Raw genomic sequence first — 16,112 nt, 5'->3', positions numbered from 1 at the left:
ACGAGCGTCGTAGAGCACTGCCGGCTCCACTCGATCAACTCGGACATGTGGGCCACCGAGCGGACGGCGCGATCGAGATGCGACCACACGATGGCTTCGTATTTGGCGCTGCAGCCAGGCAGACAGTGCAGGCCTCTCGAAGGGCGACATCTTGCGCGCGGACACGCCAAGGTCTGAGGCTTCGGCGATCAATGTGAAGCCCAGCCGCTGGGCGCACCGCTGGATCGAGGTGCGCTGTCTGCGGGGTGACGTGGTCACTTCGGTCAGATAGCTGAGACGCACGGCTCCCAGAGCTCGTGGATGTCCGGCCGGAGCCGAAGCCGGTCGTGATGGTTGAGGACTACGCTTGGGCACGTCGACGCTCCATGCAAGGGTCGGCCATACCCCGGGGCTGGTCGCACAGCCGCCGGGGCCTTTTCGATCTCACTCTGGGAGAGCGAACGCGGTTTCGCCGGTGACCGTCTGGAAAGTGCCTCGATGGAGTGAATGTTTCGTACTGCCGGACAGTTGAGGTGTGCGGCGTCCTCGGTGTCTATGCCTGGTTCCGCATCCTCCGGTCCAGCGCCAGCGAAAGCTCCGCCTCCATCACGCTGCGGGCCAGGGGGCGCAGGCGGGGCAGGTCCTGGGCGGAGGCGTGGCGGAGGACCAGGTCGGTGAAGAGGTCGGCCAGGGCGTCGGCGTGGGTGCGGACCTGCTGGGCCGCGCGGAGGAGCTCCGCGAGGGGGATGCCCTCGTGGACCAGGGCCGCGGAGACGTCCAGGAGGCGGCGGCTGATGTGGACGATCTCCTCGCCGTCGGTGCCGAGGTAGCCGAGTTCCATCGCGGCGGCGAGGTTCTCCGGAGTGGCCTCGCCGGCGAAGTGGCCGGCGAGTTCCTCGGGGGTGAGATGGACGGGCTCCTCCTCGGTGGGGCCGCCGACGCCGAGCAGGTCGCCGACGTCCCGGCCGTGGTCGAAGGCCTCCGCGAGTTCCGCGATGCCGTTGAGGGTGTGGCCGCGTTCCAGCAGGGTCGTGATCGTGCGCAACCGGGCCAGGTGGCGGTCGTCGTACCAGGCGATGCGGCCCTCGCGGCGGGGTGGCGGGATCAGTTTGCGTTCGCGGTAGAAGCGCAGGGTGCGCACCGTGATCCCGGCGAGGCGGGCCAGCTCTTCCATGCGGTATTCACGCTTCTCGGCCACCTGGGCACCTTAAGGCGTACTGCGGGTAACTTCCTTGCCCCGCCCCCTACCCATCAGTACGCCACTGCCCTACGCTCCCATTGCGCCAGTGTTCACTGGCACGGTTCTCGTGGTGCGTGGAGGTGTCGGCATGGGCGAGCGCGAGCATGTGCGGGTCGCGGTGGTCGGGTCCGGGTTCGGCGGGCTGGGGGCCGCCGTGCGGCTGCGTCGCGAGGGTGTCACCGACTTCGTCGTCCTGGAGCGGGCGAGCAGTGTCGGCGGCACCTGGCGGGACAACAGCTACCCGGGATGCCGGTGTGACGTGCCCTCGCACCTCTACTCCTTCTCCTTCGCGCCCCATCCCGACTGGCCGCGCACCTTCTCGGGACAGGAGCACATCCGCGCCTACCTGGAGCACGTGACGGACGTGTTCCGGCTGCGGCCGCACATCCGCTTCGACTCGGAGGTGAAGCGGATGGCGTGGAACGCCGAGCGGCTGTGCTGGGACATCGAGACCAGCAGCGGGAACCTGTCGGCCGACCTGGTCGTGTCGGCGACGGGGCCGCTGTCCGATCCGAAGGTGCCGGACATCCCCGGGCTGGAGTCATTCCCGGGCAAGGTGTTCCACTCGGCCCGCTGGGACCACGACTACGACCTGCGCGGCAAGCGCGTCGCGATGGTGGGGACGGGTGCCTCGGCCGCGCAGATCGTGCCGTCGATCCAGCCCGAGGTCTCGCGGCTCACCCTGTTCCAGCGCACGGCGCCCTGGGTGATGCCCCGCATGGACCGGGCGATCAGCGACGCCGAGCGGTGGGTGCACCGGCGGTTGCCCTTCACCTCGCAGGTGCGGCGCGGACTGCTGTGGGGCATCCGCGAGTTGCAGGTCCAGGCGTTCACCAAGCATCCGAAGCAGCTCGGGCTCGTCGAGGACCTGGCCCGGCGCAACATGGCCCGGTCCATCAAGGATCCGGCCCTGCGGGCGAAGCTGACCCCGGACTACCGCATCGGCTGCAAGCGGATTCTGCTGTCCAGCGACTACTACCCGGCACTCGCGCAGCCGAATGTGGACGTGATCGCGAGCGGGTTGACCGAGGTCCGCGGCTCGACCCTCGTCGCCGCCGACGGCAGTGAGGCCGAGGTGGACGCGATCGTCTTCGGTACCGGTTTCCACGTCACCGACATGCCCATCGCCGAGCGGGTCGTGGGCGCCGACGGGCGGACCCTCGCCGAGACCTGGAAGGGCGGCATGGAGGCCCTGCGCGGCGCCGCCGCGGCCGGCTTCCCCAACTGGATGACGATCATCGGGCCCAACACCGGGCTCGGGAACTCCTCGATGATCCTCATGATCGAGTCCCAGCTGAACTACCTCGCCGACTACGTCCGCCAGCTCGACGTCCTGGGCGGCCGGGTCGCGCTCGACGCCCGCCCGGACGCGGTGCGCACCTGGAACCACCGGGTGCAGGAGCGGATGAAGCGCACCGTGTGGAACACCGGCGGCTGCACCAGCTGGTACCTCGACGCGAGCGGCCGCAACACCACCATCTGGCCCGGCACGACAGCCGAGTTCCGACGGGCGACGCGGCGGGCGGACCTCGCGGAGTACGAGGTCCTGCGGGTGCCCGCGACGAAGGAGGCCACCGCGGCGAAGAAGGCGGGGGTGGACGCGTGAGCCGCCTTGCGCACGTCGACTCCGGCCCCTACGCCCCGCCCGCCCCGGCCCGCGAGCTGACCGCCGTCTCCGCCGACGGCGCCCGGTTGCACGTGGAGGTCCACGGGCCCGAGGGCGCCCCCGCCGTCGTCCTCGCCCACGGCTGGACCTGCTCCACCGCCTTCTGGGCGGCGCAACTCCGTGACCTGGCCGCCGACCACCGGGTCATCGCCTACGACCAGCGCGGCCACGGCCGCAGTCCCGCGAGCCCCGCGTGCAGTTCCGACGCGCTCGCCGACGACCTGGAAGCGGTCCTCGAGGCCACCCTCGCGCCCGGTGAACAGGCCGTGATCGCGGGGCACTCCATGGGCGGGATGGCCGTGATGGCGGCCTCCGGGAGAGCCGCCTTCCGGGCGCACGCGGCCGCCGTCCTGCTGTGCAGTACGGGCAGTTCGCAGCTGGTCGCGGCCTCCACCGTCGTCCCGCTGCGGGCCGGGCGGGTGCGGACCTGGCTGACCCGGCGGATCCTCGGCTCCCGCGCCCCGCTCGGGCCGGTCACGCCGCCGGCCCGCCGGATCCTCAAGTACGGCACGATGGGTGCCGGTTCGGCCCCGCACATGATCGAGGCGTGCGCCCGGATCGTGCACGCCTGTCCTCGCAAGGTCCGCCACTCCTGGTCTCAGGTGCTGGATCTGCTCGACCTCGACCACCGAGTGCGCGAGCTGGACGTGCCCACGGCCGTGCTCGTCGGTACGGCGGACCGGCTGACGCCGCCGGTGCAGGCCCGGGCCCTGGCCGCCGCGCTGCCGCGCTGCACCGGGATCGTCGAACTGCCCGGCATCGGCCACATGGCGCCCATCGAGGCGCCCGACCTGGTCAGCGGCACCATCCGGGAACTCGTCCACGCACACATCGAGGCCCACGAACACATCGAGGCCCACGCACACATCCAGGTCGCAACCGAGGAGAGCGTATGAGCAGGGTGAGCCTTGAGGGCAAGGTCGCCGTGGTGACCGGAGCGGCGCGCGGCGTTGGGGAGTTGCTGGCCCGCAAGCTGTCCGCGCGCGGGGTGAAGGTGGCGCTGGTCGGCCTGGAGCCGGACGAGCTCAAGCAGGTCTCCGGCCGGCTGCACAGCGACAGCGACCACTGGCACGCCGACGTCACCGACCACGAGGCGATGGCCCGTGTCGCGGCCGAGGTCAAGGAACGCTTCGGCCGGGTCGACATCGTCGTGGCCAACGCCGGTGTCGCCACCGGCGGTCCGTTCGCCGACTCCGACCCGGAGTCCTGGCGGCGGGTGATCGAGGTCAATCTGATCGGCTCGGCGGTGACCGCCCGCGCCTTCCTGCCCCTGCTGACGCAGAGCCGCGGCTATCTGCTCCAGATCGCCTCCCTCGCCGCGATCACCCCGGCACCGATGATGACCGCGTACTGCGCGTCCAAGTCGGGCGTGGAGGCGTACGCGCACAGCCTGCGGGCCGAGGTCGGGCACCGGGGCGTGAAGGTGGGCGTCGGGTACCTGTCGTGGACCGACACGGACATGGTGCGCGGGGCCGACCAGGACGACGTCATGCGGGAGTTGCGGCAGCGGCTGCCCTGGCCGTCCAACAAGACGTATCCGCTCGGTCCGGCCGTGGACCGGCTCGTGGAGGGGATCGAGCGCCGGTCGAGCCATGTGTACGGACAGTGGTGGCTGCGGGGGATGCAGGGGGTGCGCGGTTATCTGCCCGCGGTCATCGGGACGGTGGGACAGCGCGAGATGCGACGGTTCGCGGACCGGCTGACCGGCATGCGCACGGGCCTGGTCGGGGCGGGCGGGGCGGCCGACGAGCAGCAGCGGACTACGCTCCGTAAGTGATCGACATGCGCAGGGTCACGGCCCATGTGAATCTGATCGAGCCAGATCCCCTCACCCCCAACGGGAGTGAACCCACATGGGTATGAAGGACCAGTTCCAGGAGAAGTCCGAGCAGTGGCAGAACCAGGCCCGCCAGAAGGCGGACCAGGCTCGCGAGCAGATGCAGGGCCGTGGTCGCCGGCGTGACGAGGACATGGACCCCTCGCAGCCGCAGCGTGACCGCGAGCGCTCCGAGCCGCAGCGCGACCGTGAGCGTGAGCGTGACCAGGAGGACCGCTTCGACCAGGACTACGACGTCTGACGTTGAGCGGTGAAGGAATGGGGCGTCCCTGAGCGGGGCGCCCCTTTCCCCTGTGCGTCACGTGCCGGCCCGGGTGTTCACGACCGGGACTACGTCGTCTGACGTTGCGCGGCGAAGGAATGGGGGTGTCACCGCGCGGGGCGCCCCTTTCCCCTGTGCGTCACGTGCCGGCCCGGGTGTTCACGACCGGGGCGGCAGCTTCGGACGGGAGCGGTCCGGTACGTCGCTGTAGGTCGGCGGCGTCGCCGGCGGGTGGGTCTCCAGCAGCCCGAGCGCCAGCTCCACCGCGTCGGTCAGCTGGGCGTGCCGCCCCTCGGCCCAGTCCAGCGGGGTGCGCAGGACGTCGATGTCGGGGGCGACGCCCTTGTTCTCCACGGACCAGCCGTAGGCGTCGAACCAGGCGGCGTTCATCGGCACCGTGATCACCGTGCCGTCGCCCAGCTCATGGCGGCCGGTCATGCCGACCACGCCGCCCCAGGTGCGCTGTCCCACGACCGGGCCGAGCTTCAGCAGCTTGAACGCGGCGGTGATCATGTCGCCGTCGGAGGAGGTCGCCTCGTCCGCCAGGGCCACCACCGGGCCCCGTGGCGCGTTCGAGGTGTACGACACCGGCTGGGCGTCGCGGGTCAGGTCCCAGCCGAGGATCGTCCGGCTCAGCGTCTCGACGACCAGCTCGCTGATGTGGCCGCCCGCGTTGCCGCGCACGTCCACGATCAGTGCCGGGCGGGACACCTCCATGCGCAGGTCGCGGTTGAACTGCGCCCAGCCCGAACCGCCCATGTCCGGGATGTGCAGATAGCCGCAGCGCCCGCCGCTCAACTCACGTACCACCGCCCGGCGTTTGGCCACCCAGTCCTGGTAGCGCAGCGGTCGTTCGTCGACGAGCGGGACGACGGCGACCCGCCGGGGCGGGCCCTCGCCCTCCGCGGGGCGGAAGGTCAGCTCCACCGTCGTGCCGCCCGCACCGGCCAGCAGCGGATACGGGCCCGCCTCCGGATCCACCGGTCGGCCGTCGACATGGGTGAGGAGCGCGCCCTCGCGGATGCCGGTGCCGGCCAGTGGGGAGCGGGCCTTGGAGTCGGAGGAGTCGCCGGGGAGGATCCGCCTGACCGCCCAGCCGTCGTCCCGGCGTACGAAGTTGGCGCCCAGCAGGCCCTGTCGGCGCTGGTAGTGCGGCGGGCCCTCGTTGCGCCGGGCTGCGGTGACGTAGGCGTGGGACGTGCCCAGTTCGCCGAGGACCTCGCGGAGCAGATCGGCGAACTCGTCGGGGGAGGCGACCCGTTCGACCAGCGGGCGGTACTGGGCGAGCACCCCGTCCCAGTCGATGCCGCACATGCCCGGGTCCCAGAAGTAGGCACGGATCAGCCGCCCGGCCTCCTCGTAGGACTGCCGCCACTCCGCCGCCGGGTCGACCGTGTGCAGGATGCGCCGCGCGTCGATCCACACGGTGGAGTCGCTGTCGCCCTGTTCGTTGGCCGGTACCGCGCGCAGCTCGCCCTCGTCGACGATCACCAGTCGGCTGCCGTCGCCGCTGACCGCGAACCAGTCGAGGTGCTGGGCGAGTTCGGACTTCTTGGCCTTGGTGATGCCGAAGTGCTCCAGGGTGGGCCGGCCGCTGGTGTCGTCCGGGTTGGCGAACGTCTCACCCAGTGCGCCCGAGATCGGCCAGCGCAGCCACACCAGCCCGCCGCCCGCCACCGGATACAGCGCCGAGTACTTGGAGGCGGCCACCGGGAACGGCGTGACCCGGCTCTCCAGTCCCTCGACCTCGACGGTCACTGCCCCGTTGTCCCCGTTGTCCTCGTCCTCCACCGGATCGAGGCCTCCGGCGGCCGGGCGGCCTTCCGGGTTCACCGCGAACGGGGAGGGCGTCGCGGAGGACAGCGGCACCAGGTACGGGCGGCAGCCGAGCGGGAAGGACAGGTCGCCGGTGTGCACGTCGTAGACGGGGTCGAAGCCGCGCCAGGAGAGGAAGGCGAGGTAGCGGCCGTCGCGCGTGAAGACCGGGTTCTCGTCCTCGAAGCGGCCGTTGGTGACGTCGACGATCAGCCGCTCGGCGTCCTCCGACCCGGTCAGCCGGGCCATCTTGATCTGGCGCAGGGTCCGTCCGATGCCCGGGTGCGACCAGGTGAGCCACGCCCCGTCCGGGGAGAACGCGAGGTCGCGCACGGGCCCGTTGACCGACCGGATCAGCTCGCTGACCTCGCCGTCGGAGTCCTCCGTGACGTCGACGAGGAGGAGCCGGCCGTCGTGGGAGGCGACCGCCAGCCGCTCGCCCTCCGGGTCCGAGACCAGCTCGTGCACCCGGCCCAGCCGCCCCGCGGCCAGGCGCCGGGGCGCACGGTCGCCGCTCGCCCGGGGCAGGGAGGCGATCTCGACGGCGTCCTCGCCCTCGGCGTCCGTCACGTACGCCACCCGTCCGCTGCCGCCGAGCATCTCCGGCAGCCGCACCCGGACGCCCGGGGTGTCGGTGAGGGTGCGGGCCGGGCCGTCCCGGTGGGTCAGCCAGTACAGGCTGCCGCGCACGACGACCGCGCTGGCCCGCCCCGTCTCGTCGACGGAGAGCCCGTCGAGATGCCGGGACGCCGCCACCTGGTAGGGGCGCCGCCCGGCCCGCGGCCCGCTCAGCCGTACGTCCAGCCGGCGCGGCTCGGAGTCCGGGGACAGGTCCTCGACGATCCACAGGTCGCCCGCGCACTGGTACACGATCCGGGTGCCGTCGCTGGCGGCGTGCCGGGCGTAGAAGGCGTCGTGGTCGGAGTGCCGGCGCAGGCCGGAGCCGTCGTGGGCGCAGGAGTAGAGGTTGGCGACGCCCTCGTGGTCGGAGAGGAACGCGATGCGGCCGCCGACGAACATGGGGGAGTGCAGATGGCCGTCGAGGCCCTCCAGCAGCCGTTCGCCGTGCAGCCAGAGCCTGCCTGTGGCCCCGCCGCGGTAGCGCTTCCAGGAGGCCGGTTCGTGCGGCGGGGTGCCGGTCAGGAGCAGCGACTTGCGCTCGCCGTCCACGTCGGCGACCTGGATGTCGGAGACCGGGCCCCAGGGCAGTTTGCGGCCCGGATCGCCGTCGGGGGAGACCTTGTAGGCCCAGGTGTAGTAGGAGAAGGGCTCGCCGTGGGAGGCCACGGCGAGGATCTCTCCCTCCGGGGTCCAGCCGCAGACCCGGGTGTCGGCGCTGCCCCAGTGGCTCACCTGGCGGCCCGGGCCGCCGTCCACCGGGACGACGTGGACCTCGGGCACCAGGCTGCGCCAGCTCGTGTACGCGAGGTGGCGGCCGTCGGGCGAGAAGCGCGGGTGGCCCGCCTTGGTGCGGTCGACGGTGAGCCGCCAGGCCCGGCCGGGGGAGTCGAGCGGGGCGAGCCAGAGGTCGTCCTCGGCCACGAAGCACAGCAGGTCGTCGTGGAAGTGGGGCAGACGCAGATAGGTCACGTCCTCATGCTTTGCCGGGGGACGTACCTGGGCAACTCAAGGCAAACGGATGGCCGTGACCCACCACACGTACGAAACGGTTTCGTTTCCATGAAGGGTGCGCTACCTTGGTCGTGTACGAAACAGTGTCGTTCGGAGCAGGAAGGTGAAAGAGATGGCTGAGGTCGCCGCCGCGCGTCGCAGTCGGATCACCCCCGAGCGCGAGGCCGAGCTCTACACGGCCGTGCTGGACCTGCTCCGCGAAGTCGGCTACGACGCCCTCACCATGGACGCCGTGGCCGCGCGCACCCGCTCCAGCAAGGCCACCCTCTACCGCCAGTGGGGCGGCAAGGCCCAGCTGGTCGTCAAGGCGCTCCAGCACAACAAGCCGGTGAAGAACTTCGACGAGATCGACACCGGCTCGCTGCGCGGCGACTTCCACGCCCTCATGGCGCGTGCGGACGACGCCGAGATGGAGCAGAACGGCGCGCTGATGCGCGGCCTGGCCACGGCGATGCACGCCAACCCGGACCTCCACAGCGAGTTCAAGAGCCAGATCATCGAGCCGGAGATCGCGGACTCGCGCCGTGTCCTCCAGCGCGCCGTCGACCGGGGCGAGGTCCGTGCGGACTGTCCCGCACTGGAGTTCGTGGTGCACATGATGCTCGGCGCCTTCGTCACCTGCGCGATCCTCGAGGACAAGCCGCCGACGGCTGCCTTCCTCACCTCGTACATAGACGCCGTGGTCCTCCCCGCCCTCGGCGTACCCACCGAGTAGTCCCCCTCAGCCAGTCCCTACCTGACGTCTCCGCTCATGTCGTCGGGCTGATCACCCCTGCCCTGAAGACCACACGACTGACCGGGAGTACGCCCTCGTGGCCACATTCCTCTACAAACTCGGCCGGCTCTCGTTCCGGCGGCGGCACCTCGTCGCCCTGATATGGGTGGCCCTGCTGACCCTCGCCGGTGTCGGCGCGGCCAGTGCCCCCGCCGCGGGCAACAGCTCGTTCTCCATCCCCGGCACCGAGGCCCAGAAGGCCTTCGACCTACTGGAACAGCGCTTCCCCGGCACCAGTGCCGACGGCGCCACCGCACGCGTCGTCTTCAAGGCGCCGAGCGGCGAGAAGATGACCGACCCGGGCAACAAGGCGACGGTCCAGGACACGGTGAAGGAGCTGTCCGACGGCTCCGAGGTCGTCCGCGTCACCGACCCGTACCAGGCGAAGGCCGTCAGCAAGGACGGCACGATCGCCTACGCGCAGGTGTCGTACAAGGTCTCCGGCATGGAGCTCGACGACGCCGCGAAGGACGCCCTCCAGGACAGCGCGCAGGACGCACGGAAGGCCGGGCTGACCGTCGAGATCGGCGGTGACGCGCTCCAGGCCGCACCGCACACCGGCTCCAGCGAGATCATCGGCATCGCGGTCGCCGCGGTCGTCCTCGTCATCACCTTCGGCTCGCTCGTCGCGGCCGGGCTGCCGCTGCTGACGGCACTCATCGGCGTGGGCATCGGCGTCTCCACGATCACGGGCCTGGCCAGTGCGCTGGACCTGGGCACGACCACCTCCACCCTCGCGATGATGATCGGCCTGGCCGTCGGCATCGACTACGCGCTGTTCATCGTCTCCCGCTACCGCGCCGAACTGGCCGAGGGCCGCGAGCGCGAGGAGGCGGTGGGCCGGGCCGTCGGCACGGCGGGCTCCGCAGTGGTCTTCGCGGGGCTGACCGTGGTGATCGCGCTGGTGGGCCTGTCCGTGGTCAACATCCCGATGCTGACCAAGATGGGTATCGCGGCGGCCGGCACGGTGGCCATCGCGGTGCTGATCGCCCTCACCATGATCCCGGCGCTGCTCGGCTACGCGGGCCGGAAGGTGCGGCCGATGGGGGAGAAGGGCAAGCTCCTCGGCCGTGCGAAGAAGCCGGCCGAGCCGACCGAGCCGGCCAAGCCGAACCTGGGCACCCGCTGGGCGAGCTTCGTCGTGCGCCGCCCGCTCGCGGTCCTGCTCCTCGGCGTCATCGGCCTCGGCGCGGCGGCCGTCCCGGCGACCTCCCTCGAACTGGGCCTGCCCGACGACGGCTCCCAGCCCACCTCCACCACGCAGCGCCGTGCCTACGACCTGCTGTCCGAGGGCTTCGGACCGGGCTTCAACGGTCCGTTGATGGTCGTCGTCGACGCGAAGGGCAGCGACGACCCGAAGGCGGTCTTCGCCGAGACCGGCGACGAGATCAAGGGCCTGAAGGACGTCGTCACGGTGACGCCGCCGGCACCCAACAAGGCCGGCGACACCGCCACCATCACCGTCGTCCCCGGCTCCAAGCCGTCCTCCGTCACCACGGAGAACCTGGTGCACGGCATCCGGGACGCGGGCGCGGACATCAAGGCCGACAGCGACGCCAACGTCCTGGTCACCGGCAGCACGGCGATGAACATCGACGTCAGCGAGAAGCTCAACGACGCGCTGGTGCCGTATCTGGTGCTGGTCGTGGGCCTGGCCTTCCTGCTGCTGATCGTGGTCTTCCGCTCGATCCTGGTCCCGCTGAAGGCGGCCCTCGGCTTCCTGCTGTCGGTGATGGCGGCCCTCGGCGCGGTCGTCGCGGTCTTCCAGTGGGGCTGGCTGTCGGACCTGATGGGCGTGGAGCAGACCGGGCCGGTCATGTCGATGATGCCGATCTTCATGGTCGGCGTGGTCTTCGGCCTGGCGATGGACTACGAGGTGTTCCTCGTGACCCGGATGCGCGAGGCCTACGTCCACGGGGAGAAGCCGGCCCAGGCCGTGGTCACCGGGTTCCGGCACGGCGCTCGGGTCGTCACCGCCGCCGCGGTCATCATGATGGCCGTTTTCGCGGGCTTCATCGGCTCGTCCGAGTCGATGGTCAAGATGATCGGCTTCGGCCTCGCGATCGCGGTCTTCTTCGACGCGTTCATCGTCCGCATGGCCGTCGTCCCGGCCGTCCTGGCCCTCCTCGGCCGCAAGGCCTGGTGGCTCCCGAAGTGGCTCGACCGCGTTCTGCCCAACGTCGACGTCGAGGGCGAGGGCCTGCGCGCCGCCTCCGGCGACGACGACGGAGACAGGGAACTGGTCCGCGTCTGACAGCTCGTGAGAGACCGGCCGGTGAGGGCACCGTGGGGACGGAGCGCCCTCACCGGCCTTTTACCTGGGCACGTCGACTTCGGCCCACACCGTCTTGCGCGGGTGCGGACCCGGTGTCACCCCCCAGCGGCCGGCGAGGGCGGCCACGACGAGGAGGCCCCGGCCGCTGGTGGCGTCCGGGGCCGGCCGCGTGAGGCGGGGGAGCCGGTCGCCGCGCGTGTCCGTGACCTCGATACGGAGGGTGCCGCCGACGACGTAGAGCGTCAGCCGGAAGTCCCGGCCGGGGACGCGCCCGTGGGTGGCGGCGTTGGCCGCGAGCTCGGCGATGATCTGCTCGGCAGGGCTCAACGGCAGCCCCCACGAGCGGAGTTGCTCCGTGGCGAGGAGCCGGCCGAGCCGTGCTCCCCGGGGCGTGGGGGAGAGCAGCAGGCTGAGGTTGCGGATGGTGGTCTCCTGGTTCATGTGACTCAGCGTGGCGGAGTCTGCGCGCAACGAGCGGCGACAGCCGGTGCGCGTATCGCTACTGTCCGGAGCTTGTCTCGTGCTGTCCCGGCTGTCCCGGGCGTTGTACGGGTACGGCTGCGCGATGGAGGTGGGGCATGAACGAGGTTGTCGACGAGGCCGGCTGGGATGTCGAGCCGGGCGACGAGATCGAGCCGCTGGTCCAGGCGGTGGGGAAGCTGCTGAAGGTGTGCCGGGAGGCGGCGGGCCTGCGGGTCGCCGAGCTGGGCGAGGTGCTCGGCTATGGGGAGGACATGATCCGCAAGATGGAGCGAGGAGCGCGGATTCCCCGGCCGGAGTACCTGGACAGGGCGGACCAAGTGCTGAACGCCCAGGGGCACCTGAGGGCGTTCACGAAGGACATGGAGAGGGCCCGGTATCCGAAGAGGGTGCGGGAGCTGGCGCAGTTGGAGGAGCGGGCGGTGGAGATGTTGCTCTACAGCAACCACAACATCCACGGGCTGCTCCAGACGCCGGAGTACGCGAGGGCGTTGTTCGAGATGCACCAGCCCGCTTACGCGCCGAGCGAGGTCGAGCGGGGAGTGGCCGCGCGTGCGGCCCGGAAGTCGGTCTTCGAGCGGGAGCCCGCTCCCACGCTCAGTTTCGTCCAGGAGCAGGTGACGCTGGAACGCCCTCACGGTGGGAAGATGGTCCTGCGTCGACAGCTCGAATACCTTCTGGAGGTAGGGCAGTTGAGGAACGTCGTGCTCCAGGTCATGCCAACCGACCGCGAGGAGCACGCGGGAGTCCAAGGCTTGATCGAGGTGCTGAAGTTCGCCGATGGCACGGCGATCGGACGTTCCGAAGGCGCGTTCAACGGCCGCCCGGTCTCAAGTCCTCGGGATCTTCGTATCCTTGAGTTGCGCTATGGAATGATCCGGGCGCAGGCTCTCACGCCGAGGGAGTCGCTGGCCTTCATCGAGCGGCAGCTGGGAGAACTATGAGTGTCCCGGAACTCCACTGGTTCAAGAGCAGCTACAGCAGCAGCAGCGACATAAACGACTGCGTAGAGGTCGCCCACACCCCCGCCATGATCCACGTCCGGGACTCCAAGACCCCGAAGACTCCCCACGTGACGGTCGCCTCCGCCACGTGGGAGTCGTTCCTCGCGTACGTCACCGAGTGACAGCCGGCCCGGCCGGGCCTCCTACGCCGCCTGTGGGTGGAGGACCACCTTCGTGTAGCCCTCGACGCGCTTGTCGAACTTCTCGTATGCCGACGACGCCTGGTCGAGCGGCAGTTCGTGCGAGACGACGAAGCTGGGCTTCGCGCGATCCTCGATGATCATGTCCCGCAGGTGGCGGTTGTACCTCTTGACGTTGCACTGCCCGGTGCCCATGCGGAGCCCCTTCTCGAAGAGGCGTCCGATGGCGACCATGAGCATGCCCTTCTTGGACTGCTCGTCCGGACCGCCCGGGTCGCTCGGGACGTACAGGCCGGGCACCCCGAGAGCACCCGTCGGCCGGACCGTGTCGACCAGGGAGTTCAGTACGATCGCCGGTTCCTCACGGTCCTCGCCCTGCGCCTGGGCCTGGTAGCCCACGGCGTCGATGCCCTTGTCGGTCCCTTCGCCGCCGGTCTGCTCCTTGATCTGCTGGGCCGGGCTGCCCTGGGTGAAGTCGATCGGGATCGCGCCGATCTCCCGGGCCTTCTGGAGACGTTCCGCCACCCGGTCGACCACGAACACCTTGCTCGCGCCGCGCAGCATCGCGGAGTAGGCGGCCATCAGCCCGACCGGACCGGCGCCGTAGACGGCGACCGAGTCACCGGGGCGCACGTCGGCCAGTTCGTTGCCGTGGTAACCCGTCGGGAAGATGTCCGCGAGCAGGACGAAGTCGGTCTCCTTCTCGGTGCCCTCCGGGAGCTTGAGGCAGTTGAAGTCGGCGTACGGGACCCGGATGTACTCCGCCTGGCCTCCGGTGTAGGGCCCCATTGCGACGTAGCCGTAGGCGCCGCCGGCGAAGCCCGGGTTCACCGTCAGGCAGAAGCCCGTGAAGCCCGCCGAGCAGTTCTTGCAGAACCCGCAGGCCACATTGAACGGCATGACCACCCGGTCGCCCTTGTTGAGGGTCGTTACCCCCTCTCCCGTCTCCTCGACGACGCCGAGGTTCTCGTGGCCGAACACAATGCCCGGCTCCGCAGCCGTGCGGCCCTCGTACATGTGCAGGTCGGAACCGCAGATGGCCGTTGACGTGACCCGGACGAGCACATCGTTCGGGTGCTGAATCCGTGGATCCTCCACTTGCTCTATCGCTACCTCGAAGGGCCCCTTGTATACGACAGCCCTCATCGTCAAGCACCTCCGTCTGTGCCGTGGCTCATATACCAGGCTGGTGCATGATGAGATGATTTGCACCCAGAGCAGAAAGGAAGCAGGACTTTGTCGCGTCGTATCGGCACTCTTCTCGTGGCGGTCTCCGGACTGTCCGGCACCACTTACCCGGTCGGGACCCGCGTGGCCATCCAGGGCACCGGCGGATCCGTCGACGGCTTCGTCGACGGCGACTGGCTGCCGCTCGCCTGGTGGGAGTTCGCGGACGTCCGACCGGAGGACACCACGGGCTGAAACGGCCTCGCGTGTCTGCTACACGTACCGCTAGCGTGCAGGGCATGACGACGACAGCCGCCACTGACGCCGACGGTTCCGGAGCCCATCCCCGATTCGCCGAGGCCCTTCGGGAGCTCGGGCTCGAAGACCTCGTACCGCAGATCCGCCGGTTCCCGGAGGCCACGCGCACCGCCGCCGAGGCCGCCGCCGCGGTCGGGTGCGAGTTGAGCCAGATCTGCAAGTCGCTGATCTTCGCCGCATGGGGGTCCCCCCTGCTCGAGCGAAGCGGAGAGCTCGGGGGAGGCGTTCCGGTGCTCGTGCTCATGGACGGGGCCTCCCGGGTCGACCTGGAGCTCGTCCGCAAGGAGCTCGGCGCCGACAAGGTCACCCGGGCCAAGGTGGACCTCGTGCGGGAGACCACCGGGTACGCCATCGGCGGTGTGCCGCCCTTCGGGCACCGGACCAGGACCCGGGTGCTCGCCGACCGGTCCCTGCTGGAGCACGACGTCGTCTGGGCCGCGGCCGGGACGCCGTACACCGTGTTCCCCATGGCCCCCGTGGACCTCGTGACGTACGCCGACGGCACCCTGGTGGACGTGCGCGAGCGCACCGCGTGACCCCCCTGGTCACCGCCGCCGTTCTGCTCGCCGCTGTCACCCACGCCAGCTGGAACGCCATCGCCCACAAGATCACCGACAAGCTGGCCGGCTTCACGCTGATCTCGGGCGGCGGGGTCGTCATCGGGCTGGCCCTGGCACCGTTCGTGGCGTTCCCGGCGGCCGGAGCGTGGCCGTACCTGCTCGCCTCCGCCGCCGTCCACATCGCCTACTACGCCCTGCTGATGAAGTCCTTCCGGCTGGGCGACTTCGGACAGGCCTACCCCATCGCCCGGGGCACCGCGCCCCTCGTCGTGACCCTGCTCGCAGCCCTCTTCGCGCACGAGGTGCCCGACGGGTGGGCCGCCGCCGGGATCGCGCTGTCCTGCGCGGGGCTGACCGGCGTCGCCCTGTGGGGACTGCGCGGGCGGCGGCCCGACTGGGCGGCGATCGGGGCGGCCCTGGCGACCGGGCTGACCATAGCGGTCTACACCGTCGTCGACGGCCTGGGCGTGCGGGCCTCCGGGTCCTCCCTCGGTTACATCGCCTGGCTGATGGCGGTGCAGGGGGTGGTCATCCCGGTGTACGCAGCGTGGCGCCGGCGCGGGGAGACCGTTGCCCTGCTCCGGCCCTTCGCCGGGATCGGACTGCTCGGCGCCGCGCTGTCCGTCGCCGCCTACGCCCTCGTCCTGTGGGCCCAGACCAGGGCCGAACTCGCGCCCATCGCGGCGCTGCGCGAGTCGTCGATCATCGTGGGCGCGGCGATCGGGGCCGTGTTCTTCAAGGAGCGGTTCGGGGCGCCGAGGATCGCGGCGGCCGGACTGCTGGTCGTCGGGATCGGGCTGATGCTGCACGCCGGATAGGGCCCTGTCGGGCGGGGTGCCGGATGGGGGCCTGTCGGCGGGGTGCACGCCGGATGGGGGCCTGTCGGCGGGGTGCACGCCGGATGGGGGCCTGTCGGCGGGGTGCACGCCGGATGGGGGCCTGTCGGCGGGGTGCACGCCGGC

General features: G+C 70.8%; 15 protein-coding genes. 11 read left to right on the top strand and 4 right to left on the bottom strand.

Annotation, left to right across the window (positions count from 1 at the left end; translation table 11 throughout):
* Positions 1-532: 532 nt before the first annotated feature.
* Positions 533-1,177, bottom strand: a complete 645-nt coding sequence (locus ACZ7EG_RS15175; RefSeq protein WP_471077632.1) for a MerR family transcriptional regulator — start codon at positions 1,175-1,177, stop codon at positions 533-535.
* Between the two features lie 130 nt (positions 1,178-1,307).
* Here ACZ7EG_RS15175 and ACZ7EG_RS15170 point away from each other — a divergent pair, with 130 nt between their 5' ends.
* From ACZ7EG_RS15170 to ACZ7EG_RS15155, 4 genes are all read left to right on the top strand, one after another.
* Entirely contained in the window at positions 1,308-2,825 is a 1,518-nt protein-coding gene (locus tag ACZ7EG_RS15170) for a flavin-containing monooxygenase (RefSeq protein WP_471077629.1), read from the top strand.
* Positions 2,822-3,781: an alpha/beta fold hydrolase gene (locus ACZ7EG_RS15165; protein ID WP_471077626.1), complete on the top strand. Its 960-nt coding sequence runs from the start codon at positions 2,822-2,824 to the stop codon at positions 3,779-3,781. The genes ACZ7EG_RS15170 and ACZ7EG_RS15165 overlap by 4 nt, the downstream gene beginning before the upstream one ends.
* Positions 3,778-4,662, top strand: coding sequence for an SDR family oxidoreductase (locus ACZ7EG_RS15160; RefSeq protein ID WP_471077623.1), 885 nt, complete (start codon positions 3,778-3,780; stop codon positions 4,660-4,662). Before ACZ7EG_RS15165 ends, ACZ7EG_RS15160 begins: the two co-directional genes overlap by 4 nt.
* A gap of 76 nt (positions 4,663-4,738) precedes the next feature.
* Positions 4,739-4,963 carry a hypothetical protein gene (locus ACZ7EG_RS15155; protein WP_471077620.1) on the top strand — a complete coding sequence of 75 codons (225 nt, stop codon included), beginning with the start codon at positions 4,739-4,741 and terminating at the stop codon, positions 4,961-4,963.
* Between the two features lie 180 nt (positions 4,964-5,143).
* Here the strand turns inward: ACZ7EG_RS15155 and ACZ7EG_RS15150 are convergent, their stop codons facing one another.
* Positions 5,144-8,389 (bottom strand): S41 family peptidase, encoded by a 3,246-nt coding sequence (locus ACZ7EG_RS15150; protein ID WP_471077617.1) that lies wholly within the window; start codon positions 8,387-8,389, stop codon positions 5,144-5,146.
* A 154-nt stretch (positions 8,390-8,543) separates the two neighbouring features.
* On the opposite strand from ACZ7EG_RS15150, the gene ACZ7EG_RS15145 reads away from it, so the two are divergent.
* Both ACZ7EG_RS15145 and ACZ7EG_RS15140 read left to right on the top strand, forming a co-directional pair.
* Positions 8,544-9,146 carry a TetR/AcrR family transcriptional regulator gene (locus tag ACZ7EG_RS15145; RefSeq protein WP_471077614.1) on the top strand — a complete coding sequence of 201 codons (603 nt, stop codon included), beginning with the start codon at positions 8,544-8,546 and terminating at the stop codon, positions 9,144-9,146.
* Positions 9,147-9,243: 97 nt separating this feature from the next.
* Complete coding sequence (locus tag ACZ7EG_RS15140; RefSeq protein ID WP_471077611.1) at positions 9,244-11,460, top strand: MMPL family transporter; 2,217 nt, start codon at positions 9,244-9,246, stop codon at positions 11,458-11,460.
* A gap of 60 nt (positions 11,461-11,520) precedes the next feature.
* Here the strand turns inward: ACZ7EG_RS15140 and ACZ7EG_RS15135 are convergent, their stop codons facing one another.
* Entirely contained in the window at positions 11,521-11,922 is a 402-nt protein-coding gene (locus ACZ7EG_RS15135; RefSeq protein ID WP_471077608.1) for an ATP-binding protein, read from the bottom strand.
* A 137-nt stretch (positions 11,923-12,059) separates the two neighbouring features.
* Between ACZ7EG_RS15135 and ACZ7EG_RS15130 the strand changes: the two genes are divergently transcribed.
* Positions 12,060-12,905, top strand: coding sequence for a helix-turn-helix domain-containing protein (locus tag ACZ7EG_RS15130; protein ID WP_471077605.1), 846 nt, complete (start codon positions 12,060-12,062; stop codon positions 12,903-12,905).
* Positions 12,902-13,087 carry a DUF397 domain-containing protein gene (locus ACZ7EG_RS15125; protein ID WP_471077602.1) on the top strand — a complete coding sequence of 62 codons (186 nt, stop codon included), beginning with the start codon at positions 12,902-12,904 and terminating at the stop codon, positions 13,085-13,087. Before ACZ7EG_RS15130 ends, ACZ7EG_RS15125 begins: the two co-directional genes overlap by 4 nt.
* A 21-nt stretch (positions 13,088-13,108) precedes the next feature.
* Here ACZ7EG_RS15125 and ACZ7EG_RS15120 read toward each other — a convergent pair whose 3' ends face one another.
* Complete coding sequence (locus tag ACZ7EG_RS15120; RefSeq protein ID WP_471077599.1) at positions 13,109-14,251, bottom strand: glutathione-independent formaldehyde dehydrogenase; 1,143 nt, start codon at positions 14,249-14,251, stop codon at positions 13,109-13,111.
* A gap of 90 nt (positions 14,252-14,341) precedes the next feature.
* On the opposite strand from ACZ7EG_RS15120, the gene ACZ7EG_RS15115 reads away from it, so the two are divergent.
* From ACZ7EG_RS15115 to ACZ7EG_RS15105, 3 genes are read left to right on the top strand one after another with little or no spacing between them, the layout of a single operon-like run.
* A complete protein-coding gene (locus tag ACZ7EG_RS15115) occupies positions 14,342-14,527 on the top strand; it encodes a hypothetical protein (protein WP_031138719.1) in 186 nt (61 codons plus the stop codon).
* Positions 14,528-14,571: 44 nt separating this feature from the next.
* Complete coding sequence (locus tag ACZ7EG_RS15110) at positions 14,572-15,126, top strand: YbaK/EbsC family protein (RefSeq protein WP_471077596.1); 555 nt, start codon at positions 14,572-14,574, stop codon at positions 15,124-15,126.
* Positions 15,123-15,968 (top strand): EamA family transporter, encoded by an 846-nt coding sequence (locus tag ACZ7EG_RS15105; protein WP_471077593.1) that lies wholly within the window; start codon positions 15,123-15,125, stop codon positions 15,966-15,968. Before ACZ7EG_RS15110 ends, ACZ7EG_RS15105 begins: the two co-directional genes overlap by 4 nt.
* The last annotated feature ends 144 nt before the right edge of the window (positions 15,969-16,112 follow it).

Source organism: Streptomyces sp. NPDC037100, from assembly GCF_055606225.1.
This window is presented reverse-complemented; position numbering and strand designations above follow the sequence as displayed.